Origin of the sequence: Pseudomonas sp. S04 (genome assembly GCF_009834545.1) — a bacterium.
In the GTDB taxonomy this organism is placed as follows: domain Bacteria; phylum Pseudomonadota; class Gammaproteobacteria; order Pseudomonadales; family Pseudomonadaceae; genus Aquipseudomonas.
Genome location: NZ_CP019427.1, coordinates 438339 through 462444, shown reverse-complemented (window position 1 = coordinate 462444; position 24106 = coordinate 438339). Strand labels below are relative to the sequence as shown.

The following is a 24106-nucleotide window of genomic DNA, read 5'->3' as shown; positions in this document are numbered from 1 at the left end:
AAGTAGACCAGCGGTCTGGCTCGGTACGACTCAGCCTAGTTTTAACGCTGATCACTGCGCGATTGAAAACATGAGCAAACGTCTCCAACTAGGTGATATCAGCTTCCCATTGGATATCACTCATGACCGACCCACTCCTCATCCCCTGCCCCCACTGCAACGGCCTCAACCGCATTCCCGCCGAGCGCCTCAACGACCATCCGAAATGCGGGCGCTGCAAGGCCGAAGTCCTGCTGAACAAGCCGTTTGAATTGAAGCAAGGCGACTACGCCAGCCAGATCAAGGGCGATCTGGCGCTGCTGGTGGATGTGTGGGCGGACTGGTGCGGGCCATGCAAATCGTTTGCACCGGTGTTCGAGCAGGCGGCCGGGCAACTGGCGGGCAAATGCCGCCTGGCCAAGCTGGACAGCGAGGCCAATCAGCAATTGTCGGCTCAGTTGGCGATTCGCTCGATTCCCAGCCTGATCCTGTTCAAGAACGGCCGGGAAGTGGCGCGCCAGAGCGGGGCCATGGCATTACCGCAATTGCTTGGCTGGCTACGCGCACAGGGCATCTGATGCGCGCGTGAAGGTCAGGAGTGTTCCAACAGATTGTGCAGGTCGACGAACTGTTGGGTCAGTTTATGCCGCGGGTCGAGGTGGATCAGCGGCATGTTGGCCTGGTGCGACTCACGCATGCGCACCGAACTGCCCAGGTACACCGGCAACACGGGCAGGCCTTCGGCAATCAACTCATCGAGCATCTGCTGTGGCAGGCTGGCCCGCGCCTGGAATTGGTTGACCACGATGCCTTCGACCTCCAGGCCTTCGTTGTGGTCTTCCTTCAATTCTTCGATCTCCGCCAGCAGGCCGTACAGCGCCTGACGGGAAAAACTGTCGCAATCAAAGGGAATCAACACGCGATCGGCGGCGATCAACGCTGAAACCGCATAAAAGTTCAGGGCTGGCGGGGTGTCGAGGTAGATCCTGTCGTAGTCTTCGGCCAGTTCGTCGAGCAATTTGCGCAGCTTGTTGATCTTGTGCTTCGCCTCAAGCTTGGGCTGCAGGTCGGCCAGTTCAGCCGTGGCGGTGATCACGTGCAGGTTGTCGAACGGGGTTTCATAGATATCCACCCGGTTCTTCTTCGAGAACGGCCCGGACGACAGGGTCTGCTTGAAGAAGTCGGCAATCCCCATCGGAATGTCATTGCCGGTCAGCCCGGTGAGGTATTGAGTGGAATTGGCCTGGGCATCGAGATCCACCAGCAGGGTGCGATAGCCCTCGCTGGCGCTGACCGCCGCCAGATTGCAGGCAATACTGGATTTGCCCACGCCACCTTTCTGATTGAACACCACGCGCCGCATTGCAAAACCTCCGTGTATCAAAGAATGACCGAGTGTAGTAGGCCTCGATGCCGCTTAGCTACCTTGGCGGCAAACAGACTACAGAGTCAGCTGCAATCTCTTCGAGTTAACCAGCGCGATCTTCCAATGACTGAAGAAGTGGCTGGCAGATTTTCCCGGCGAAACCCGCAGAATTACCCCGCCGCCGATTACTTGAGAACGCCCATCATCTACTGAACAAAATGTAACCAGCATTTGCTACAAGCCAACAGCACCGGGATAATGCGCGACACTCGGCCTCTGTGCCACGCCAGGTCTGTCGCCGATCGAAACGACTTACCGCGTCAAGGAAGCCCGCAGGGGCGGGAAGAATTCAGTGATCACATTCAGCATCGCCCAATGGCGCGCCTGGGCCCCTGGGCTCGTAAGCGTGGACGACTGGCAAGCCTGGAGCCGCCAACCGGTGGTACTCCCGGCCAGCGATGAGGCTCCCGACGTATCCTTTCTTCCAGCCATGCAGCGCCGCCGCCTGAGCCGCCTGGCCCGCATGGCCTTCAGCGTCGGCTGGCCGCTGGCCGAAGGTCGCGAGCACCTGCCATTGGTGTTCGTGTCCCGTCATGGTGAAACCCCGCGCACCTTCGAGATCCTCAGCGACCTGGCGACCGAGCAGCCGCTGTCGCCTACCCAGTTCAGCCTGTCAGTGCACAATGCGATCATCGGACTGTGGTCGATCATGCGCGGGGAAACCAGCGAAATGACCGCCCTGGCCGCCGCCGGTGACGGCCTCGAACATGGCGTGCTGGAAGCCGCAGCCCTGCTCGACGAAGGTGCACCGGCAGTGCTGCTGGTGGTGACCGAAGATCAGCCCCCCCAGGCCTACTCACCGTGGATCGACGACGTGCCGTTCCCCTACGCCGTCGGCTTGCTGCTGACCCCCGGTAAAGACTGGCAGCTGTCCCTGAACAGCGCAGCGGATCCGTTGTCCAAAGCCCACTGGCCCCACGCGCTGAATCTGTTACCTGTGCTCCTCGGCCAGGAGACTTCTTGCCAACATGCCTGGAAAAATCGTGTATGGACCTGGCAACGCAATCCGTGACCGAAAAAAACCGCGACGCCTACTACTGGCGCCTGCTGGCGACGGCTGCCAGCTTTGCCCTGTTCGGGTTGGGTGGGCTGTGCCTGCGGCTGGTGGTTTTTCCGGTACTCGGTTGCTTGCCCGCAGATGCCCCGACCCACAGGCGGCGGGCACGCGCGACGGTCAGCCGGCTATTCTGGCTGTTTGTGCGGTTCATGGCCCGTACCGGCGTGCTGACCTACGACATCCAGGGCGCAGAACGCCTCGGCCGTCCGGGACAGATGATCATGGCCAATCACCCGTCGCTGATCGACGTGGTGTTTCTGATCGGCCTGGTGCGCCACGCCAATTGCGTGGTCAAGCAAAGCCTTTGGGAGAACCCCTTTACCCGCAGTCCGCTACGCTGCACTGAATACATCAGCAACGACGGCAGCATGGACATGCTCGATGCCGCCGCCGACGCGCTCAGGAGCGGGCAAACCCTGATTATCTTCCCGGAAGGCACACGCACCCAGCCCGGCCAGCCACCGGCCTTCCATCGTGGAGGGGCGGCCATTGCCCTGCGGGGTGCGAGCATCCTCACCCCGGTGATAATCAAGGTCAGCCCGACCACCCTGACCAAAGCCGAACCCTGGTACCGGATCCCCAAGCGCCGCGTGCACTTCAGTTTCCGCGTAGGGGCCGATATAGACCCACAAGCCTTCGCCGCGATGGGGCCTGCGCCGCAGGCCTCGCGCAAGCTCAACGACTACTTGCATCATTACTATATTAAGGAGCTCGCCGAAGATGAGCGAACTGCACCGTGAGATAAAACTGCTGATCATCGATTCCCTGGGCCTGGAGGATATCGGTGTCGATGACATTGGCGATGAGCAGACGCTCTTCGGCGAAGGCCTGGGCCTGGACTCCGTGGATGCCCTGGAGCTGGGCCTGGCGATCCAGAAAAAGTACGGCATCAAGATCGATGCCGACGCCAAGGACACCCGCAACCACTTCATCAATGTGGCGAGCCTTGCGGCGTTCGTCACGGCAAAACAGGCAGCTTGAGACCGGACCATGCAAACTCGTGACGATATTTTCAACACCTTGCGCGATGCCCTGGTCGAACTCTTTGAACTGGATCCGGCGCGCGTGAGTCTTGAATCCCACTTGTACCAGGACCTGGAGATCGACAGCATCGATGCCGTCGACCTGATCGACCACATCAAGCGCCAGACCGGCAAGAAAATCGCCGCCGAAGAGTTCAAGTCGGTGCGCACTGTCAGCGATGTGGTCGAGGCGGTCTATCGTCTGGTTCAACCGGCAGCATGAGCCCAGTGATCGGCCTTGGCCTGTTGCTCACGGGCCTGTTGTACCCCTTTGCGGTGTATTACGGCATGGCGCACTTCGCCCCGTGGCAATTCGCCTTGCTGCTGGGCAGCCTGTGGCTGGCCAGGGCCGTGACCGGCAAACGACGCCCTGGCGACGTGCTGATGGCCGCTGCAGTGCTGCTGTTTTGCCTGATGCTGGCGCTGTTCGACAGCCCGGGCCTGCTGCGTTGGTACCCGGTGCTGATCAGCGGCCTGTTGCTGGGGCTATTCGGCGCGAGCCTGAAGTACGGCCCGCCGATGGTCGAGCGCCTGGCGCGCCTGCGCGAGCCGCAGTTGCCACAAAAGGCCATTAGCTATACCCGCCATGTGACGATTGCCTGGTGCCTGTTTTTCCTGTGCAACGGCCTGTGTGCTGCTGCCCTGACCCTGTGGGCACCGCTGAGTTGGTGGGCGCTGTACACCGGGCTGATTTCCTACGTTTTGATCGGTCTGATGTTTGCCATCGAGTGGCTCATACGACAACGGGTACGAGGCCACCCATGAACTGGATAAAACTTGAGCACCTGTTGCTCAAGACTCAAACACAGCGGGCCGTGACCAGCAGCCCGGCGCTCGACCATGCACGCCTGTGCGAGCAGGCGCTGAGCCTGGCTGCCGGCCTGCAGGCCCGCGGCGTGCAGCGTATTGCCGTGCACCTGGAAGACGCCGCCGACCTGGCCATCGCCCTGCTCGGCGCCTGGCGGGCCGGGGTCAGCGTACTGCTGCCTGCCGACCTGCAAGCCCAGACCCGTCAACGCTGGAGCAGTGAAGTCGAGCTGTGGCTGAGCAACCAGCCGGGTGATGCCTGCCTCGACGATTTGCGTGACCCGCCACTGGCGCCCGCCACCCTGGATCTCGATCGCTGCCAATTGAGCCTGTGCACCTCCGGCTCCAGCGGTGAACCCAAGCGCATCGACAAGTCCTTGCGCCAACTGGCCAACGAAGTCGAGGCTCTCGAGCAGTTGTGGGGCGCCGACCTGGGCGACGCCTGCCTGATTGGCAGCGTCGCCACGCAACATATCTACGGCCTGTTGTTCCGCGTCCTGTGGCCGTTGTGTGCCGGGCGCCCGTTCGTGCGCAAACAACTGGCGTTTCCCGAAGACCTGCAGCGCGCCAGTCGCGAACATCCGGCCTTTGCCTGGGTCGCCAGCCCGGCCCTGCTCAAGCGCATGGGCGACAACCTCGACTGGCCGGCCCTGAGTGCGGTACGCCGAGTGTTTTCTTCCGGTGGCGCGCTGCCGGGCGAAGCCGCGCAAAGTCTTCACGACCGACTGCAGCAATGGCCAACGGAAATCCTCGGCAGCTCGGAAACCGGTGGCATTGCCTGGCGTCAGGGGCATGAGCCCTGGCAGCCCTTTGCCGGCGTCCAGCTGCGCCAGGACAGCGACGGCGCCTTGCTGATCGCCTCGCCCTACCTGCCGCCCGGTCATGTCGAACACAGTGCCGATGCCGCCCGCATCGACGCGCACGGGCGCTTCGAACTGCTGGGGCGCCTGGACCGGATCGTCAAACTGGAAGAAAAACGCATTTCCCTGCCCATGCTCGAGCAAGCCCTGGTGACCCACGACTGGGTCGCCGAAGCCCGCCTGGGCGTGGTCCAGGAAAACCGTGCCTCGCTCGGCGCAGTGCTGGTGCTCAGCGAAACGGGCCTGCATGCCTTGCGCAATATTGGTCGGCGCAACCTGACCCAGGTCCTGCGTGAACACCTCAACCAGCATTGCGAAGCCCTGGCACTGCCCCGCCGCTGGCGCTTGCTGCGACAACTGCCGATGAATGCCCAGGGCAAACTCCCGCAGAAAACCATCGATGCCCTGCTCCTGGCGCCGCGCCCCAAGGCCCCCGAGGTGCTGGAGCAGAGTGAAGACGAAGGTCAGTGGAGCCTGCAACTGGCCGTGCCCCCGGACCTGGCCTACTTCAGCGGTCACTTCCCTCTCGCACCGGTGTTGCCGGGCGTGGTGCAGGTGGACTGGGCCTTGAAGCTGGGCCTGCAGTTGATGAACCTGCCGCAAAAGTTTGCCGGTATGGAAGTGCTCAAGTTCCAGCAACTGGTGCGCCCGGGCGATGAAATCCAGCTGCACCTGCGCTTTGACGCAACACGCGGCAAGCTGTACTTCACCTACCGCAATGCCACCGCCACCTGCTCCAGTGGGCGGATCCTGCTCGAGAGCGCAATTGATGCATAACCCTTGCGCGGTGATCCCGGTCTACAACCACGAAACCGCCATTACCCGGGTGGTCGAGGCCATGCTGGCCGCCGATTTGCCGTGCATCCTGGTGGACGATGCCAGCAGCCCGGCCTGCGCCGCGGTACTGGATGCCCTCGGCCAACGGCCCAAGGTGTTTGTGTTGCGCCTGGGCGTCAACCAGGGCAAGGGTGGCGCGGTGATGCACGGCCTGCGCGAAGCCGCGCGCCTGGGCTTCAGCCATGCCCTGCAGGTGGACGCCGACGGCCAGCATGACCTGCAGGATGCCACGCGGTTTATCGCCTGCTCCAAAGCCCACCCCGAGGCGCTGGTCTGCGGTTACCCACTGTACGACGCCAGCGTGCCCAAAGGCCGCCTGTACGCGCGCTACCTGACGCACGTGATGGTCTGGATCAACACCCTGTCGTTGCAGATCCGCGACTCCATGTGTGGTTATCGCGTTTATCCGCTGCCACCGACCCTGGCCCTGATCGACTCGGCCAACATCGGCCGGCGCATGGACTTCGACTCCGACATCCTGGTGCGCCTGGCCTGGCGCAACCAGCCCATGCTGTGGCTGCAAACCCGGGTGCACTACCCACTGGACGGCGTTTCGCACTTTCGCCTGTTCCACGACAACGTGCTGATCACGCGCATGCACACCCGATTGTTCTTCGGCATGCTGCTGCGCTCGCCCGCGCTGCTCTGGCGGCGGTGGCGCCGATGAGTGGCAACGCCGATAACAAGCACTGGGCCGACCGCGAGGAGCGCGGCAGCTTCTGGTTGATGAAATTCACCGCCGGCGCTGCCAAGCTGCTGGGCCGACGCGCATTGAGCCCGCTGCTGTACGGCATCGTCCTGTACTTTTTCCTGTTTGGCCGTAATGCCCGCCAGAGCGCCTGGCAGTACCAGCAGCGCCTGGCCGACTGGAGCGCTCGCGACGACTTGCGCCCCAGCCATTGGCGGGTGTTTGGCCAGTTCATGGCCTTTGCCGACTCGATGCTCGACAAGCTCGACGTCTGGAACGGCAAGCTGAGCATCGAGCAGATCGAGATCATCGACCCGGCCCTGCTGCGCAATCAACTGCGCGGTGCCCGCGGGCAACTGCTGGTGGGCGCCCACCTGGGCAATCTCGAGGTGTGCCGCGCACTGGCGGAGATCGGCGAGCGGGTCACCATGAACGTGCTGGTGCACACCAAGCACGCCGAGCAGTTCAACCGCTTGCTGGGGGAGGCCGGGGCAACCAACCTGCGGCTGATCCAGGTCAGCGAGCTGGACCCGCTGACCATGCTGCAGCTGCACGAGCGCCTGGAGCGTGGCGAATGGTTGGCGATCGCCGGTGATCGGGTGCCCCTGCACGGCGGGCGCAGCGTGACCGTGGACTTCCTCGGCCATCCGGCGGCGTTCCCGCAAGGCCCGTGGTTGCTGGCCGGCTTGCTGAAATGCCCGGTCAATCTGCTGCTGTGCCTGAAGCAACCCGCGGGCCACTACCGACTGACCCTCGAACCCTTCGCCGAGGCGATACTGTGGAAACGCAGCGAGCGCGAGCAGGTCATTCATCAGTGGGCTTCCCGTTATGCCGAACGCCTGAGTCACTATTGCCTGCAAGCGCCCCAACAATGGTTCAACTTCTACCCTTTCTGGAAAGCCGATGACGACGCCCACGCTTGAGCCGGTAACCTTCGGCGAACTCCCCTTGCGCATCGAGGACGTGCTGGCCCTGGCTAACCGCCAGGCCCCTGCGCGGCTGCAAAGCGACAGCGCCTACCGCGAGCGCATCGCCAAGGGCGCGCGGTTTCTCGATTCGTTGCTGGACAAGGAAGGCGTGATCTATGGCGTGACCACCGGTTACGGCGACTCCTGCGTGGTGGCGGTTCCGCTGCACCACGTCGAGGCCCTGCCCCGTCACCTGTACACCTTTCACGGCTGCGGCCTGGGCCAGTTGCTTGATGCCCAGGCCACCCGCGCCGTACTGGCCGCACGCTTGCAGTCGCTGTGCCATGGCGTCTCCGGGGTTCGCGTGGAACTGCTGGAGCGCCTGCAGGCGTTCCTCGACCAGGACATCCTGCCGCTGATCCCGCAGGAGGGTTCAGTGGGCGCCAGCGGTGACCTGACGCCGCTGTCCTACGTGGCCGCAACCCTGTCTGGGGAGCGTGAGGTGCTGTGGCGCGGTGAGCGCCGCACCTCGGCCGAGGTCCACCGCGAGCTCGGCTGGGCACCGCTGGTACTGCGCCCCAAGGAAGCCCTGGCGCTGATGAACGGCACCGCCGTGATGACCGGCCTGGCCTGCCTGGCCTTCGCCCGCGCCGACTACCTGCTGCAACTGGCCACGCGCATTACCGCGATGAATGTGGTCGCCCTGCAAGGCAACCCGGAACACTTCGACGAGCGCCTGTTCGCCGCCAAGCCCCACCCAGGGCAGATGCAAGTCGCCGCCTGGCTGCGCAAGGACCTGGCGATCGATGCGCCCACCGCGCCCCTGCATCGCTTGCAAGACCGCTACTCGCTGCGCTGCGCACCCCATGTGCTGGGCGTACTGGCGGACAGCCTGAACTGGCTGCGCTCGTTCATCGAGATTGAACTCAACAGCGCCAACGACAATCCGATCATCGATGCCGAAGCCGAGCGCGTGCTGCACGGCGGGCACTTCTACGGTGGGCACATCGCCTTCGCCATGGACAGCCTGAAGAACCTGGTGGCCAACGTCGCCGACCTGCTCGACCGTCAGCTCGCCTTGCTGGTGGACGAACGCTACAACCATGGTTTGCCGAGCAACCTGTCAGGCGCCAGCGCCGAGCGGGCCATGCTCAACCACGGCTTCAAGGCGGTGCAGATCGGCACCAGCGCCTGGACCGCCGAAGCGTTGAAAAACACCATGCCGGCCAGCGTGTTCTCGCGTTCCACCGAATGCCACAACCAGGACAAGGTGAGCATGGGCACCATTGCCGCCCGCGACGCGATCCGCGTGCTGGAGCTGACCGAGCAGGTCGCTGCCGCCACCTTGCTGGCCGCCCAGCAAGGGGTGTGGCTACGCGGCCAGGCAGCCGATGCCCGGCCATTGCCGCCAGCACTGGCGGCCATGCACGCGGAGCTGGCCAAGGACTTTGCCCCGGTGATCGAAGACCGCGCCCTGGAAGGCGAGTTGCGCCTGTGCCTGCAACGAATCGGCGAACAACACTGGAGGCTGCATGCGTAGCAAGGGAGTGCTGCACCACGACACCGAGATCCTCGTGCCGTTCTTTGACGTCGACAGCATGCACGTGGTCTGGCATGGCCATTACGTGAAGTACCTGGAGATCGCCCGCTGCGCCCTGCTCGACAGCCTGGGCCACAACTACAAGGCCATGCAGGAATCTGGCTACGCCTGGCCGGTGATCGACCTGCAGTTGCGCTACGTGCGCGGCGCCGTGTTCGGCCAGCGGCTGAATGTGCGGGCCAGCCTGGTGGAGTGGGAAAACCGCCTGAAGATCAACTACCTGATCAGCGACCTCGCCAGCGGCGAGCGCCTGACCCGTGCCTGCACGGTGCAGGTCGCCGTCGACCTGGCCAGCCGCGAGATGCAATTGGCCTCGCCGAAAGTGTTCACCGATGCCGTCACGAGAGCCCTCGAATGATGCACACCCCCCCTGTAGGAGCGAGCTCGCTCGCGAAAGTCGTCAACGATAACGCTGCACGCCTGGTATTGCGATGCGTCCTCAGGTTCTTCGCGAGCAAGCTCGCTCCTACCGGAATGGGGGTATTACTGAGCTTCAGCGCACAGGCATTCGACCTGCAACAGCTCAGCACTCAACTGGCCAAGCCCACGGTAATCCACGGCCAGTTCATTCAGGAAAAACACCTGCGCGCCCTACCCCAACCGTTGACCAGCCTGGGCAGCTTCGTGCTGGCCAAGGATCACGGCTTGCTCTGGTTGCTCAAGACTCCGCTGCAGCAGGACTACCGCATCACCGCCCAAGGCATCGCCCGGCGTGACGCCAACGGCTGGCAGATGCTGCCGGGCAAAAGCGCCGGTGCCGAGCAGAACCGTTTGTTCCTCGCGGTGCTGCAAGGTGACAGCAGCGGCCTGCAACGTGATTTCGAACTGGCGCTCAGTGGCGATGCACAGCGCTGGCACCTGACCCTGACCCCGCGTTCGCTGCTGCTCAAGCAGGTATTCCAGCAAATCAACATCGACGGCGGTGAACTGGTACAGCGCATCGAACTGCTCGAAACCCAGGGCGACAGCACCCTGCTGCGCATGCAGGACAGCACCGCCAATCAACCTCTCAGTGACGCGGAGCAACATGACTTTGCCCAGTGAACGCAGGCTGCCCTGGCTGTTCCTGGGCCTGCTGCTGGGCGTGCTCGCGCTCGGCGCCTGGCAATGGCGCGACGGCGCGCCCTTGTCGGCCAACCTCATGGAACTGGCGCCCGGCACCACTCCCGACGCGCTGGAACTGCGCGCCGAACAGCGCATGCAAGAACCGCTGAACCGGGAAATGCTGGTGCTGGTCGGCCATCAGCAGCGCAGTCAGGCCATCCAGATGGCGCAGACCCTCGGCGCTCAATGGCAGGCCAGCGGTCTGTTCGAAAAGGTCCAGTGGGATCTGCAAGCCGATCTGCCGGCCCTGCGCAGCCAACTGCTGTCAGGTCGCCTGGCCATGCTGTCGAAGACCGACCGGCAACAATTGCTGGAACAGCCGGACGCCTTTATCCAGCAACGCCTGCAAGCCCTGTTCGACCCCTTCAGCAGCTTTAGCCTGGTGCCCAGCCAGGACGACTGGCTGGGCCTGACCGGGCGTATCCAGAACAGCCAACCGCAGCGCGGCGTGGTGCAGCTGGACATCGGCAGTGGCGCATTGATTGCCGACGCCGACGGCAAGAGCTGGGTCCTGCTGCGGGCCCGCACCGCCGGCAATGCCTTCGACATGCAACTGCCGCTGCAAGTGGCCGGGCTGCTCGAACGCAGCCGCGAACAGGCCGCCAAGGCTGACGTGCAACTGCTCGCGGCCAGCGGCCTGCTGTATGCCGCTGCCGGTCAGCAGCAGGCGACCCGGGAGATGACCTGGGTCGGCGGCGGCGCCACCCTGGGGATCTTGCTCCTGCTGTTGCTGGCTTTCCGCCGCTGGCGGGTGCTGCTGGCGTTCGTCCCGGTGCTGGTGGGCATGTTGTTTGGCGCGGTGGCCTGTGTCGCGCTGTTTGGCCACATGCATGTGATGACCCTGGTCCTGGGTTCCAGCCTGATCGGGGTGGCGGTGGATTACCCACTGCATTACCTGTCCAAGAGCTGGAGCCTGAAACCCTGGCGCAGCTGGCCGGCCTTGCGCCTGACCTTGCCGGGGCTGACCCTGAGCCTGCTCACCAGTTGCATTGGCTACCTGGCCCTGGCCTGGACACCCTTCCCGGCCCTGACCCAGATCGCCGTGTTCTCGGCCGCCGGACTGCTCGGCGCCTATCTGTCGGCGGTGTGCCTGCTGCCGGCGCTGCTCAAGGGCCTGGAGCTGAACCCGGCGCAGTGGCCGCTGCGGATCTGCGAAGGACTGCTGAACCTGCGCGAAGCCCTGCTCAAACACTTGCGCACCCCCGTGTTGCTCGCGCTGCTGCTCGCCTTCTGTGTCGGTGGCCTGTTGCAACTGCACACGCGCAACGACATTCGCCAATGGGTCGGAGCGCCCGCGCAACTCACCGAAGAGGCGCGGACCATCGCGCAGATCACCGGCTTTCAGCCCACCAGTCAGTTTTTCCTGGTGCGGGCCGCCAACCAGGAGCAATTGCTCGAGCGCCAGAGCGCCTTGAGCGAACGCCTGGAGCAACTGGTCAACCTGGAAAAACTCCAGGGTTTCCTCGCGCTCGATCAACTGGTCAGTGCCACCAGCGTGCAGCAGCAGGTGCGCGAGGCGTTGGCCAAGCTGCCCCAGCACTGGCAACCCTTGCTGGCCCTCGGCATCTCGAACGAGGCGCTGCAGGCAGAACTGGCGGCGTTGCAGGCACTGCCGCTGCAGGATATCGATGCCGCGCTGCTGGGGCCGCTGGCTGAACCCTACCGCACCCTCTGGCTGGGCCCAAACGCCGAGGGCGTAGCGGCCATGGTCAGCCTGCAAGGCTTGAACGACCCAGCATTACTGCGGGTGCAGACCCAGGACTTGCCCGGCGTGGTGCTGGTGGATCGCCTCGGCGACCTGAACCAGGTATTCGCCGCCACGCAAATCAGCGCCGCCGAGTTGAAGCTCGCTTCCTGCGTGCTGATCGTGCTGGTGCTGATTCTGCCCTTTGGCCTGGGCGGTGCCCTGCGCATCGTCCTCCTGCCGTTGCTGGCCGCCTTGTGCAGCCTGGCCAGCCTGGGCTGGCTGGGGCAACCCTTGACCCTGTTCAGCCTGTTCGGCCTGCTGCTGGTAACGGCGATCAGCGTCGACTACGCGATCCTGATGCGCGAACAGGTGGGTGGCGCGGCGGTGAGCCTGCTAGGCACCCTGCTGGCGGCGCTGACCACCTGGCTGTCGTTCGGCCTGCTGGCGGTGTCCAGCACCCCGGCGGTGAGCAACTTCGGCCTGGCGGTGAGCCTGGGGCTGGTGTTCAGCTTCATCCTCGCGCCGTGGGCGGGAAGCCAGGCCCACACGGCGCCACGCCGGGAGCCGCAAGCATGCTGATTGCCCTGTTCTGGCTCCTGGCCCTGGCGCTGTTCGCCGCGGCCACCTACCTCGGCCGACACCTGGGCCTGATTCCGATCGTCAGCCAGTTGCTGCTGGCCACCTTTGGCCTGCCGTTGCTGATGTACTTCTGGATCGAGCCGGGCTGGCAGCTCACGGGTGCCGAACTGATTGGCCCCGGGTGGCTGAAAAACCTCTACAGCCTGGGTTTTGCCTTACTGCTGGGGCATATCCTCAGCGACGTGATCGACCTGCGCCTGGACCGCCAGAGCCTGAAAATCGCCCTGCCGAGCTTTTGCCTGCCCTTCGCCTGCGGCCTGGCCACGGCCATCTGGCTGCTGCCAGCGCAACCCTGGATCAGTTCCCTGGCGGTCGGCCTGCTGTTCGCGATCACCGCGATCCCGGTGCTGTACCTGTACCTGCGCCACATCGGCTATCCCGCGGCTGCGACCCGACGCCTGGTGCAAACGGCGATCCTCATCGACTTGACCTGCTGGACCCTGTTCGCCGTAGCCCAGGGCAGCCTGCACCTGAGCAGCCTGTTGCTGCCGTTGGCCGGTGCGTGCACGCCGCTGCTCCTGCGCCTGCTCGGGCTGCGCCAGCCGCTGATCTACAGCGCCGGGTTTTTCCTGTTGCTGGTAGTGGCCGAGCACTACAAGCTCAACGCCCTGATTCTCGGCATCGGCTACCTGCTGTTGATGGCCACCATGAAAATCGCGCTGGTGCTGCCCCTGCCGGCGGTGTGGATGAACCGTGTGCAGACCTGGATCGCCATCCCGCTGATCCTGACCTTCGGCATTGTGCAGATCGACGTGCACAGCGCCCTCGACAGCCTGGGCTGGGGTCAATTGCTGGCCTTGCTGCTGTTGCCGATCGCCAGCAAATTGCTCGGCAACTGGCTGGGCCTGGGCTGGGCCGGACTATCCTTTGCAGGTGCCAGCCGTTGGCGCGAATCTGTGCTGCTGAATATTCGCGGGTTGAGCGAGATCGTCTTTCTCAACCTGCTGCTGCAACAACAGCTCATCAGTGGCGCGCTGTACTTCGCGCTGATGCTGATGGGTCTCGTCGCGACGCTACTGCCGGCCTTGCTCGGCATGCACCGCGCCCCCGGAAATAGCGCCGCTACGGCAAGGAGTCCACGTGCCAACCGTTGAAATAGAACAGCGTCAGGTAGTGATCATCGGCGCCGGCCCCTCGGGGGCGATTGCCGCCGCGCTGCTCAAGCGCAAGGGCCACGATGTGCTGGTCATCGAACGCCAGCATTTCCCGCGATTTTCCATCGGCGAGAGCCTGCTGTGTCACTGCCTGGACTTCGTCGAAGAAGCCGGCATGCTCGATGCGGTCAACGCCGCCGGGTTCCAGCTGAAGAACGGCGCCGCCTTCGCCTGGGGCGAGCACTACAGCGCCTTCGACTTTGGTGACACCTTCACCGCCGGCAAGCCGACCACCTTTCAGGTGCAGCGCGCCGACTTCGACAAGTTGCTGGCCGACCAGGCCGCCTTGCAAGGGGTGGAAATCCGCTACGGCGAGGCCATCGTCAGCGTCGATGTCGAGCGCCCGCAACCCCTCCTGCAGGTACTGCGCGAGGACGGCAGCCAGTACCTCGTGCAAGCCGCCTTCATCCTCGACGCCAGTGGCTACGGCCGCGTGCTGCCGCGTTTGCTCGACCTCGAAGTGGCGTCGAACTTTCCGCTGCGCCAGGCAGTGTTCACCCACGTGCAGGACCGGATCGACAGCCCGGCGTTCGAGCGCGAGAAAATCCTCATCACTACCCACCCGACCCAACGCGATATCTGGTTCTGGACCATCCCGTTCAGCAATGGCCGCTGCTCGGTGGGCGTGGTCGCGGCCGCCGAGCATTTCGCCGGGCGCAGCGCCGACCTGGATGCCTGCCTGCAAGGCTTCATCGCCGAAACCCCGAGCCTGGCCAAGGTTCTGCAAAACGCCGTGTGGGACACCGAGGCCCGGACCATCGGCGGCTACTCGGCCAACGTCAAGACCTTGCACGGGCCGGGGTTTGCCCTGCTGGGCAATGCCGCGGAGTTCCTCGACCCGGTGTTTTCCTCCGGCGTGACCATCGCCATGCGCTCGGCGAGCATGGCCGCCGCGGTCCTCGATCGCCAACTACAGGGGCACAGCGTCGATTGGCAACGCGAGTTCGCCGACCCCCTCAAACGCGGGGTCGACACCTTCCGCTGCTATGTCGAAGGCTGGTACAACGGCACCTTCCAGGATGTGATCTACCACCAGGGCGGCACCGTGGAGATCCGCCGCATGATCAGCGCGATCCTCGCCGGCTATGCCTGGGACGAACGCAATCCGTTTGTCAGCGAGGCCCGGCGCCGGCTGAAAATGATCTCGCAGTTCTGTGCCCGGGATGCCACATGAGCCAGCGTGACCTTGTCGCTCGCCTGATGCTGCTGGGTGCTGCCTTGCTGCTGAGCGCATGCGCAGGCCAACCACCTCTGCCCGCGGGGCAACCGGCGTTGGCGCTGCCGCTGCAACTGCACGTGCAACAATCGCAGGACCAGCAACGCCAGGATTGGGTGCTGGTGATCCAGCGTGAAGAACCCGGGATTCGCTGGTCAATGATGGACTTGCTGGGTATCCCCCAGGCACGCCAGAAACTGGTCAACGGCCAGTGGCAGGCTGACGGCCTGCTGCCGCCCAACCCGCAAGCCCGGGAGTTGTTCGCCGCGTTACTGTTTGCCCTGACGCCGCCAGACCAGTTGCAAGCCAACTACCCCAGCGCCTGGCAGCATGGCGCGCAACGTTCGCTGCCCACGCGCTGGGACGTACGTTATGCCCAGCCCCTGAACTTTCAGCTCAGCCTGCCCCAGGGCCCGACCTATCAGGTCACGCCACTTCGCGGGGACACCCCATGACGGCTTACCTCAACGCCCTCGGGCTGGTCTGCAGCCTCGGTCGCGGGCAGCAGGAAGTCGCGCGCAACCTGTTCGCCGGGGACGGCTCGGGGATGCGTGTCGAGTCGGGCTGGGTGCCACAGCGCGCCCTGCCGGTGGCGGCAGTCCAGGGTGAACTGGCAGCCATTCCCGCTCATCTGCGCCAGCACGCCAGTCGCAATAATCAGCTGTTGCTGGAAGCGGCGCTGCAGATCCGTGCCGACATCGACCAGGTCATCCAACGCTACGGAGCGCAGCGTATAGCAGTGGTGTTGGGCACCAGCACCTCAGGGATCGACGAAGCCAGCCAGGGCCTGGCCACCTATCTGCGGGACCGGCGATTCCCCGCAGACTATGACTACCGGCAACAGGAACTGGGCGCCCCGGCGGACTTCCTCGCCGACTGGCTGCAACTGCGCGGCCCGGCCTATGTGATTTCCACCGCCTGCACCTCCAGCGCCCGCGCCCTGCTGAGCGCCCAGCGCCTGCTCGACCAGGACCTGTGCGACGCGGTGCTGTGCGGCGGCGTCGACAGCCTGTGCAAGCTGACGCTCAACGGTTTTTCGGCCCTGGAAGCGGTGTCCGAACAACGCTGCAATCCGTTCTCCGTGAACCGCAATGGCATCAACATCGGCGAGGCGGCGGTACTGTTCCTGATGACCCGCTGTGCCAATGAGCAACCGACGCTGGCCCTGCTCGGTGGCGGCGCCAGTTCCGATGCACACCATATTTCCGCCCCCGAGCCCTCCGGTCGCGGCGCGCGGCAAGCGATGCACAAAGCCCTCGACCGTGCCGGCCTGCAGCCCGGGCAGATCAGCTACCTGAACCTGCACGGCACCGCGACCCAGCACAACGATGCGATGGAAAGCCAGGCCGTGGCCAGTCTGTTCCCGGCCGGCGTACCGTGCTCCTCGACCAAGCCCCTGACCGGCCACACCCTGGGTGCCGCCGGCGCCCTGGAAGCAGCGTTCTGCTGGCTGAGCCTGGGCGCGGACAACCCCGGCCGCGTCCTGCCTCCTCACCTCTGGGACGGCCAGCCGGACCCAGGGCTGCCAGCACTGCAATGGGTGACGCCGACCGATCGCCTGGCGTCCATTGGTCCGCGCTACCTGATGAGCAACTCCTTCGCCTTCGGTGGCAACAACGTCAGCCTGATTATCGGAGACGCACCATGATTGACTGGCCGCTCGCCGAACTGCTGCCCCACGCTGGCGACATGATCCTCATCGACCGGGTCCTGGGGTTCGACGAAGAACAGATTCACACCCAACTGACGGTCAAGCCCGACGGCCTGTTCAACCATCCGGACGGCAGCCTGCCAGCCTGGGTCGGCATCGAGCTGATGGCCCAGAGCGTCGCCGCCTTTGCCGGTTGCCAGGCCCGGCGGCGCGGCAATCCCGTGGAGCTGGGGTTCCTGCTCGGTACCCGCAAGTTCGAATGCAACGTCGAGCAGTTCCCGGCCGGCACCGAACTGACCATCCACGCAATCCGCTCCCTGGAAGACGACAACGGCATGGGCGTGTTCGAATGCCATATCCACGGCACCGGCATTCACGCCAGTGCTCGCCTGAATGTGTTCCGCCCGCCCCAGGCGGCTCAATATCTCGATCAATCCAAGGAGTCCAGTGATGACTGAATTCGTACTGGTCACCGGCTCCAGCCGTGGCATCGGCCGCGCCATCGCCCTGCGCCTGGCGCAGGCCGGGCATGACATCGTGGTCCACTGCCGCAGCGGTCGCGCCGAGGCCGACGCGGTCCAGGCCGAGATCGAGGCCCTCGGCCGGCGCGCCCGGGTCCTGCAGTTCGACGTCGCCGACCGCGCCCGGTGCAAAACCGTGCTGGAGGCCGATGTCGAGGCCCATGGCGCCTACTACGGCGTGGTGCTCAACGCCGGACTGACCCGCGACGGTGCATTTCCCGCCCTGAGCGAAGAAGATTGGGACCAGGTCATGCGCACCAATCTCGACGGCTTCTACAACGTACTGCACCCGGTGATGATGCCGATGATCCGCCGCCGCGCCGCCGGCCGGATCGTCTGTATCACGTCGGTGTCGGGCTTGATCGGCAATCGCGGGCAGGTCAACTACAGTGCCTCCAAGGCCGGTCTGATCGGCGCGGCAAAAGCATTGGCGATCGAACTGGGCAAGCGCAAAATCACCGTCAACTGCGTCGCACCCGGCCTGATCGACACAGCCATGCTCGATGACAACGTGCCGGTGGAAGAACTGATGAAAATGATCCCCGCACAACGCCTGGGCACCCCACAGGAAGTGGCTGGCGCGGTGAACTTCCTGATGTCGGCGGAAGCCTCGTACATCACCCGCCAGGTACTGGCCGTCAATGGAGGCCTGTGTTGATGAAGCGCGTCGTCGTCACCGGCATGGCCGGCATCACCTCCCTGGGTAACGACTGGGCAACCATCGCCGGCCACTTCAAGGCCAACCACAGCGGCATCCGGCGCATGCACGAGTGGGATCGGTTCACCGAGCTGAACACCCGGCTGGCCGGCCCCATCGATGACTTCAAGGTGCCGGCCCACTGGACCCGCAAACAGCTGCGCAGTATGGGCCGGGTGTCCCGCCTGGCAGTTGGCGCGGCCGAACGGGCCCTGGCCGACGCTGGCCTGCTAGGTGACGAGTCGATCAAGGACGGGCGCATGGGTGTGGCCTGCGGCTCATCCACCGGCAGCACCGACGAGATCAAGGCCTTCGGCAACATGCTGCTCAACTCGGTGGCCGAAGGGCTCAACGCCAACTCCTACGTGCGCATGATGCCGCACACCACGGCAGCCAATATCAGCATCTTTTTCGGCCTCACCGGGCGCCTGATCCCCACGTCCAGCGCTTGCACCAGCGGCAGCCAGGGCATCGGCTACGCCTATGAGGCGATCAAGTTCGGACGCTTGCCGTTGATGCTCGCCGGCGGCGCCGAAGAGCTGTGCCCGACCGAGGCCATGGTGTTCGATGCGCTCTACGCCACCAGCCTGAAAAACGATGCGCCGCAATCCAGCCCACGGCCCTACGACACTGCGCGCGACGGCCTGGTGATCGGTGAGGGTGGCGGCATGCTGGTGCTTGAAGAACTTGAGCACGCGCTGGCTCGTGGTGCGCATATCCACGCCGAAGTCGTCGGTTTCGGCAGCAACGCCGACGGTCAACACACCACCCGTCCAGAACAGAGCACCATGCGCCGGGCCATGGAGTTGGCGCTAGAGGACGCCGGCCTGGAGCCAGCAGCGATCGGCTACGTAAACGGCCACGGCACCGCCACCGAACAGGGTGACATCGCCGAAACCCTGGCCACCAGCAGCCTGTTCGGCAACCGCATGCCCATCAGCTCGCAAAAGAGTTTCCTGGGCCACACCCTGGGCGCCTGCGGTGCCCTGGAGTCCTGGTTCAGCATTGAAATGCTCAACAGCGACGAATACGCCCACACCTTCAACCTCGACCACGTCGATCCCCAGTGCGGCGCGCTGGACTACCTGCGTGGCGAGTTCCGGCAGATGTGCAACCAGTACGTGATGAACAATAATTTTGCGTTTGGCGGGGTGAATACTTCGTTGATTTTCAAGCGCTGGTCCATGCACTCGGGAGCTGGCTTGCCAGCGGCATAACGGTGGCCATTGTTTCGCTGGCAATCGAGCGCCAGAGGGATCGTGCAAGTGGTGGCCAGCTGTTAAATACTGTTGCCGCGATATCGCTCACAGGAAAGAGCATATTGCGGCAAGTGTAGACCGGGTAAGATCCTCTGTCTTTTGTTTCAGTGTTACACTTATTTTGTAAATTCAGGTTATATTGAACACAATGATCTGCGGATAAGGACTTCTATAATGTATACAATCAGATACTTAGCAAGTTTGGGCTTGGTTGTTATCGGCTGCTCCATGGGATACACAATGATTATTGTGTGGGGAATAACAAAAATATTTCCCTTAAATGGCACTACTTATTGGATTGTCAATGGCATTGTGTTCACTATCATTGTTACCGCGAGTTTGCGCTTTTATATTCCAAGACTTCGTAAGATTTGGTAGTCACCGTCGCTCCTCACGCCATTTGCTTTCCATTTCCGACCCGTCCTTTGAAACCAAAGAATTAATTGTAATTGAATCAACTAGCGCCTCAAAAAACAAAGCCAACTTACCAGATTGCTGGTAGGCCGACTCGTAATTCAGTGGATCTCGCCTGAAAAGCTGTACAGAATCCACCTTGCGTACTGGTCGCATCATACCGCCAGCAGACAAAATCAAGTCGATGGTTCCATATGCTACATCCCCCTTATAATCATCCCCCATAAATGATGCATAGGCGCGCCTAGTAGGCCCCCGTACTGTTTGGGCGGCAGGACCGTTATAAATATTCATCCCTCCTTCGTAAATATTATTAACTCCATGCGCGACGAAAAATGCACCGAGCGGTGCTGCCAATCCATATGAAGCCCCCGTAATGGCAACTCCTACTTCAACCTGCATGGCACCTGCAACAACCCCAACTCCGTTTTGAGCATAAAAAAGGTAAGCGCACCATAAACCCCACATTCAAAGTCATCACCTGATCCCCGATGCTGTGCTCCCGATTCCTTTCCGGAGCCAGCACCTCATGATGCGTCCCGACGCAAAAGTCGATAAAGTCTATCTCTATCCCAAGCCCGTCGACTTCCGAAAATCCATCGACGGCCTCGCCGCTCTGGTCGAACTGGACATCAAGGTCGCGGTGTTTGACCCGGTGCTTTTCGTGTTCCTCAACAAGCCTCGCAACCGAGTGAAGATTTTGTATTGGGAGCGCAACGGCTTTTGCCTTTGGCTAAAGCGGCTGGAATCCGAGCGCTTCAAAACATCGCCGGATTGTTCGGATGAAGCCATCGTACTGACGGTTCAAGAACTCAACTGGTTACTGGACGGTTTTGATTTGTGGCGCAACCGTCCGCATCAAGTTTTGACGCCTCGATTCGTCGCTTGATTCGGTATAATCCAGGGCATGATTTCCATGTCCAAAGACCTTCCTGACGACCCTGTTTTGCTCAAGCGACTGCTTGAGCAAATGCTGAGTGAGCGCGAGTCGGATAAGGGCAAAATCGTTCATCTCGAAGAAGAAAACGCGCTGTTGCGTCAGCGCCTTTTCGGGCGCAAGTCAGAGCAAACAGCCGATCCTGCGACCCCGCAAATGGCCTTGTTCAACGAAGCTGAAAGCGTCGACGAAGCGGTTGAAGAAGAGGTCGTAGCGCCGACCAAGCGACGGGGCAAACGCAAGCCTCTGCCCGCCGATCTTCCGCGTATCGAAGTCATTCACGAACTGCCCGAGCACGAGCTGACCTGCGCCTGCGGTTGCCGCAAGCACGCCATTGGCGAGGAAATCAGCGAGCAGCTGGAGATCGTGCCGATGCAAATCCGCGTGATCAAACATGTGCGCAAGGTCTACGGTTGCCGCGATTGCGAAACCGCACCGGTTACCGCAGACAAGCCTGCGCAACTGATCGAAAAGAGCATGGCCAGCCCCAGTGTGTTGGCGATGTTGCTGACGACCAAATACGTCGACGGTTTGCCGCTGCATCGCTTCGAAAAAGTCCTCGGTCGCCACGGCGTCGATATTCCACGCCAGACCTTGGCGCGCTGGGTTATCCAGTGCGGCGAACACCTGCAGCCCTTGATCAATTTGATGCGGGATCGGCTGCTGGAAAGTCGTGTGATCCACTGCGATGAAACGCGTGTCCAAGTGATGAAAGAGCCTGATCGAGACCCCGCCAGCCAATCCTGGATGTGGGTGCAAACCGGCGGGCCGCCGAATCAGCCGGTGATCCTTTTTGACTACTCGACCAGTCGGGCGCAGGAGGTTCCGTCGCGCCTGCTCGAAGGTTATCGCGGTTACCTGATGACCGACGATTACGCCGGTTATAACGCCTTGGGTGCGCAATCCGGTGTCGAACGTTTAGGCTGTTGGGCACATGCGCGACGCAAGTTTGTCGAGGCGCAAAAGGTGCAGCCTAAGGGCAAAACCGGGCGTGCGGATATCGCCCTGAATCTGATCAACAAGCTGTACGGTATCGAGCGAGATTTAAAAGAAGTCGGCGATGAACATCGCCATGAAAGCCGACAGCAAAACAGCCTGCTGGTGTTGGCCCAGTTGCACACATGGCTGGAGAAAACCCAGCCACAAGTGACGGCGCAAAATGCACTGGGCAAAGCCATCAGCTACCTGGCCAGCAACTGGATCAAGTTGGTGCGCTACACCGAAGCCGGTTACTTGCCGATCGACAACAATGCGGCCGAGCGTGCGATCCGGCCCTTCGTTATCGGACGCAAGAATTGGCTGTTCAGCGACACGCCCAAAGGCGCGACGGCCAGCGCTCAACTTTACAGCCTGGTCGAGACGACTAAAGCCAACGGCCAAGAGCCCTATGCGTGGCTGCGCCACGCACTTGAACGCCTGCCACAGGCAACCTCGGTTGAAGATTACGAAGCCTTACTGCCTTGGAACTGCTCGTTCGCATCGCACCGCTAAGCGCGCCGCCTATTTTTGAATAGGTGGGGTTCATGGAACGCTTACGAAACCTGGGCACTGGCCGATCATTACAATCAGTTGGACTTGATTCGCCATCACACACTGACTTGCTACAACGGACTCAAGGGGAGTGGATGCGCCAACTGCGACGCCTGCAATCTACGCGCAGCAGGACTGAGGGTTTTCTTGGAAAACTCTACGGACACCAAAAACAGTCTGAAAATAAAATTACAATAGATAAAAAAGAACTACGGGAGTGGAATACCCTCTCCCTTCTTTATGCAACCTGACTACCTGCGACATACCTTTTAAACAATGACCTTGCTCCATAGGCAGGCAATACATTAAAAACAGCAAAACACATTTTGATAGCTATCTGTATATAAATTATCTTTAGGATATCTCCATTATCCATAGAGCCGTAAAATGCGATAAAGCAAAAAATGAAGCTATCTATTATCACTGCAAAAAAAGTACTGAAAAACACACGCAAAAACAAAAACCTGGAATTTGTAAGTTCCTTTATCTTACACAGCAGATAGGAATTTACATATTCAGAAAAAAGGAAAGAAACAGATGACGCTACTAATGCAGACGAGACATGACCAATAACTTCACCATAGGGCACATCAAGCTTCCAACCAGCTAGTCCTGGGAGATAGCTAGTGGCAGCAAGCAGAAAAAGAATAAAGGCATTACTTGCAAAAGCAAACAATATCGCCCTCCTTGCCAGCCGAAGCCCATAAGACTCATTCAACAGATCAACTATTAAAAACGTCAAAGGGTAAAGGAAAACACCAGGAGTAACAACGACATCAAAATATTCTAAATACACAAGCTTTGCCGAGGCGACATTAGTAAAGATATAAAGCGCAAACAGCGCTAGATTGAGCGCAACATAAGTCATCCACGACCGCTCATGGCGATCACTTATTTCATAGGCCGTCAATACTGTCCCTCCAGAATAAAATTTCCGATAAACATCTTTTATTTCACGCTTATTCAAATCATCCAACACATCACTTTTCAACAAATTACCCAATTCTATCTTAAAAATTTTCCCCGTAGAAAGGACCATAATCACAGCAAGCCCTTTACTGCTCTCAAACCCCAAAAGTTTGTACTTTCCACCTTCCGAATCACTAACCATTAAACCTCTCCTCTACTATATCTCCTATAATACAAAAAATATCCGAGTCAAAATCTGACCCTCTGACGACAGATATTCTCTCTGTTCTTATGTCGTATACTAGTTTTTCGCCATTGCTACTCGACACGCCTTTCTTCACTATCAATAGATCTCCTGATTCGTTTGCCCCTCCCATATCACTCTCCAGAAGCACACCAATTAGATTACTTGCCACTCCAAAGTAATATGTCAACGGATGAGAGATGATCAACTCACCGATTCTTTTATCAAAACTTTTAATCAGCAAGCTTTCTTTTATTATTGGCACTGCCGCGGGATTCATATTCCCACGCAACGACACACTGCTTTCTATTATTTCTTTTTCCTCAAAGTCAACAGTTTCTAACTCCTTGTAAGACACCCCAAAAAAATCTGATATTTTGCGAATAGTCGACTGTTGTACATTGACTACCCGCCCCTCCAGAATATTGTAGATGGTTGTCCTGGTTAAACCGCTGGAATTGCACAAAGACAGCCGAGTTTCTCCACGACTCTTTATGAGATATTTAATATTATTCTTTAAGTTTTCGGTTTTTTCTTTCTTATACATCAAATAGCCACCAATTACTTATTGTTTCAACAAGCCGCACGGCCTTTCCAAATGACACCGAAGACTATTCTGTGTGAGACCACGCCCACCTCTCAGCCCCCTGATCAAAAACCACTATTACAAACACATCGCCCTGTCGTCAAATGATGCTCCCAACTTCCACTTTCCAACAGCACCTTACTCAACGAATTATAACTACACACCAAAAAGGAATCTTCCTACCTAAATAGGAGACGTCGATACACGCACGCTCAGCGCAAACAAGCTGATGAAAAGCCGCGCCTACCGACATAGCCGTACTAACAGCCAGATTTGAATCATTCAATTACACAGATGTTAATTTAATTGATTAATTTAATTGAATTTTCTGGTATTACTTCTTGCACATCAGATCTAGAAGCCACTAACCCATC

The 24106-nt window shown here is 60.9% G+C and carries 26 protein-coding genes and 1 pseudogene; 23 read left to right on the top strand and 4 right to left on the bottom strand.

The genetic code is table 11. The features are described from left to right. Positions 1-122 precede the first annotated feature (122 nt). Positions 123-557, top strand: coding sequence for a thioredoxin TrxC (gene trxC / locus PspS04_RS02005; RefSeq protein WP_159993324.1), 435 nt, complete (start codon positions 123-125; stop codon positions 555-557). Between the two features lie 14 nt (positions 558-571). Here the strand turns inward: trxC and PspS04_RS02000 are convergent, their stop codons facing one another. Next, positions 572-1342: a ParA family protein gene (locus PspS04_RS02000; protein ID WP_159993322.1), complete on the bottom strand. Its 771-nt coding sequence runs from the start codon at positions 1340-1342 to the stop codon at positions 572-574. Between the two features lie 355 nt (positions 1343-1697). Between PspS04_RS02000 and PspS04_RS01995 the strand changes: the two genes are divergently transcribed. From PspS04_RS01995 to PspS04_RS01905, 19 genes are read left to right on the top strand one after another with little or no spacing between them, the layout of a single operon-like run. Continuing rightward, positions 1698-2417 (top strand): beta-ketoacyl synthase chain length factor, encoded by a 720-nt coding sequence (locus tag PspS04_RS01995; protein ID WP_095167179.1) that lies wholly within the window; start codon positions 1698-1700, stop codon positions 2415-2417. After that, a complete protein-coding gene (locus tag PspS04_RS01990; protein WP_159993320.1) occupies positions 2393-3202 on the top strand; it encodes a lysophospholipid acyltransferase family protein in 810 nt (269 codons plus the stop codon). The genes PspS04_RS01995 and PspS04_RS01990 overlap by 25 nt, the downstream gene beginning before the upstream one ends. After that, positions 3183-3443, top strand: a complete 261-nt coding sequence (locus tag PspS04_RS01985) for a phosphopantetheine-binding protein (RefSeq protein ID WP_095167183.1) — start codon at positions 3183-3185, stop codon at positions 3441-3443. The genes PspS04_RS01990 and PspS04_RS01985 overlap by 20 nt, the downstream gene beginning before the upstream one ends. A gap of 9 nt (positions 3444-3452) precedes the next feature. After that, positions 3453-3707: an acyl carrier protein gene (locus PspS04_RS01980; RefSeq protein WP_095167185.1), complete on the top strand. Its 255-nt coding sequence runs from the start codon at positions 3453-3455 to the stop codon at positions 3705-3707. Beyond that, a complete protein-coding gene (locus PspS04_RS01975; RefSeq protein ID WP_159993318.1) occupies positions 3704-4249 on the top strand; it encodes a hypothetical protein in 546 nt (181 codons plus the stop codon). Before PspS04_RS01980 ends, PspS04_RS01975 begins: the two co-directional genes overlap by 4 nt. Further along, positions 4246-5928, top strand: a complete 1683-nt coding sequence (locus PspS04_RS01970; RefSeq protein ID WP_159993316.1) for an acyl-CoA synthetase family protein — start codon at positions 4246-4248, stop codon at positions 5926-5928. Before PspS04_RS01975 ends, PspS04_RS01970 begins: the two co-directional genes overlap by 4 nt. Beyond that, entirely contained in the window at positions 5921-6655 is a 735-nt protein-coding gene (locus tag PspS04_RS01965) for a glycosyltransferase family 2 protein (RefSeq protein WP_159993314.1), read from the top strand. Before PspS04_RS01970 ends, PspS04_RS01965 begins: the two co-directional genes overlap by 8 nt. Then, complete coding sequence (locus PspS04_RS01960; protein WP_159993312.1) at positions 6652-7599, top strand: LpxL/LpxP family acyltransferase; 948 nt, start codon at positions 6652-6654, stop codon at positions 7597-7599. Before PspS04_RS01965 ends, PspS04_RS01960 begins: the two co-directional genes overlap by 4 nt. Next, on the top strand, positions 7580-9124 hold the full coding sequence (locus PspS04_RS01955; RefSeq protein WP_159993310.1) for an HAL/PAL/TAL family ammonia-lyase: 1545 nt from the start codon (positions 7580-7582) through the stop codon (positions 9122-9124). Before PspS04_RS01960 ends, PspS04_RS01955 begins: the two co-directional genes overlap by 20 nt. Continuing rightward, positions 9117-9542, top strand: a complete 426-nt coding sequence (locus PspS04_RS01950) for an acyl-CoA thioesterase (protein ID WP_159993308.1) — start codon at positions 9117-9119, stop codon at positions 9540-9542. The genes PspS04_RS01955 and PspS04_RS01950 overlap by 8 nt, the downstream gene beginning before the upstream one ends. Next, entirely contained in the window at positions 9542-10228 is a 687-nt protein-coding gene (locus tag PspS04_RS01945) for an outer membrane lipoprotein carrier protein LolA (RefSeq protein ID WP_159998716.1), read from the top strand. Before PspS04_RS01950 ends, PspS04_RS01945 begins: the two co-directional genes overlap by 1 nt. After that, complete coding sequence (locus PspS04_RS01940; protein WP_159993306.1) at positions 10212-12554, top strand: MMPL family transporter; 2343 nt, start codon at positions 10212-10214, stop codon at positions 12552-12554. The genes PspS04_RS01945 and PspS04_RS01940 overlap by 17 nt, the downstream gene beginning before the upstream one ends. Beyond that, entirely contained in the window at positions 12548-13708 is a 1161-nt protein-coding gene (locus tag PspS04_RS01935; RefSeq protein WP_095167201.1) for a sodium:proton antiporter, read from the top strand. Before PspS04_RS01940 ends, PspS04_RS01935 begins: the two co-directional genes overlap by 7 nt. Continuing rightward, positions 13695-14942 (top strand): NAD(P)/FAD-dependent oxidoreductase, encoded by a 1248-nt coding sequence (locus PspS04_RS01930; protein WP_159993304.1) that lies wholly within the window; start codon positions 13695-13697, stop codon positions 14940-14942. The genes PspS04_RS01935 and PspS04_RS01930 overlap by 14 nt, the downstream gene beginning before the upstream one ends. After that, positions 14939-15439 (top strand): hypothetical protein, encoded by a 501-nt coding sequence (locus tag PspS04_RS01925; RefSeq protein ID WP_159993302.1) that lies wholly within the window; start codon positions 14939-14941, stop codon positions 15437-15439. Before PspS04_RS01930 ends, PspS04_RS01925 begins: the two co-directional genes overlap by 4 nt. Beyond that, positions 15436-16632, top strand: a complete 1197-nt coding sequence (locus tag PspS04_RS01920; protein WP_159993300.1) for a beta-ketoacyl-[acyl-carrier-protein] synthase family protein — start codon at positions 15436-15438, stop codon at positions 16630-16632. Before PspS04_RS01925 ends, PspS04_RS01920 begins: the two co-directional genes overlap by 4 nt. Further along, positions 16629-17093: a hotdog family protein gene (locus PspS04_RS01915; protein WP_159993298.1), complete on the top strand. Its 465-nt coding sequence runs from the start codon at positions 16629-16631 to the stop codon at positions 17091-17093. Before PspS04_RS01920 ends, PspS04_RS01915 begins: the two co-directional genes overlap by 4 nt. Further along, positions 17086-17814, top strand: a complete 729-nt coding sequence (gene fabG, locus PspS04_RS01910) for a 3-oxoacyl-ACP reductase FabG (RefSeq protein ID WP_095167209.1) — start codon at positions 17086-17088, stop codon at positions 17812-17814. Before PspS04_RS01915 ends, fabG begins: the two co-directional genes overlap by 8 nt. Next, positions 17814-19070, top strand: a complete 1257-nt coding sequence (locus PspS04_RS01905; protein WP_159993296.1) for a beta-ketoacyl-ACP synthase — start codon at positions 17814-17816, stop codon at positions 19068-19070. The genes fabG and PspS04_RS01905 overlap by 1 nt, the downstream gene beginning before the upstream one ends. Positions 19071-19490: 420 nt before the next feature. On the opposite strand, the gene PspS04_RS01900 is transcribed toward PspS04_RS01905, so the two are convergent. Then, complete coding sequence (locus tag PspS04_RS01900) at positions 19491-19994, bottom strand: DUF4225 domain-containing protein (RefSeq protein WP_159993294.1); 504 nt, start codon at positions 19992-19994, stop codon at positions 19491-19493. Between the two features lie 61 nt (positions 19995-20055). Between PspS04_RS01900 and tnpB the strand changes: the two genes are divergently transcribed. The 3 genes and pseudogenes from tnpB to PspS04_RS01885 all read left to right on the top strand — a co-directional run. Further along, positions 20056-20415: an IS66 family insertion sequence element accessory protein TnpB gene (tnpB, locus tag PspS04_RS01895; RefSeq protein WP_237234957.1), complete on the top strand. Its 360-nt coding sequence runs from the start codon at positions 20056-20058 to the stop codon at positions 20413-20415. Between the two features lie 18 nt (positions 20416-20433). Beyond that, the gene (gene tnpC, locus PspS04_RS01890) at positions 20434-21954 is read left to right on the top strand and encodes an IS66 family transposase (RefSeq protein ID WP_159993292.1); all 1521 of its coding nucleotides are present in this window, start codon (positions 20434-20436) and stop codon (positions 21952-21954) included. A 36-nt stretch (positions 21955-21990) separates the two neighbouring features. Further along, positions 21991-22191: pseudogene (locus PspS04_RS01885) on the top strand (7-cyano-7-deazaguanine synthase); the annotation flags it as partial. 40 nt (positions 22192-22231) lie between these two features. On the opposite strand, the gene PspS04_RS01880 reads toward PspS04_RS01885, so the two are convergent. Further along, positions 22232-23104, bottom strand: coding sequence for a queuosine precursor transporter (locus PspS04_RS01880; protein ID WP_159993288.1), 873 nt, complete (start codon positions 23102-23104; stop codon positions 22232-22234). Next, the gene (locus PspS04_RS01875) at positions 23097-23693 is read right to left on the bottom strand and encodes a helix-turn-helix transcriptional regulator (protein WP_159993286.1); all 597 of its coding nucleotides are present in this window, start codon (positions 23691-23693) and stop codon (positions 23097-23099) included. Before PspS04_RS01875 ends, PspS04_RS01880 begins: the two co-directional genes overlap by 8 nt. Positions 23694-24106 lie beyond the last annotated feature (413 nt).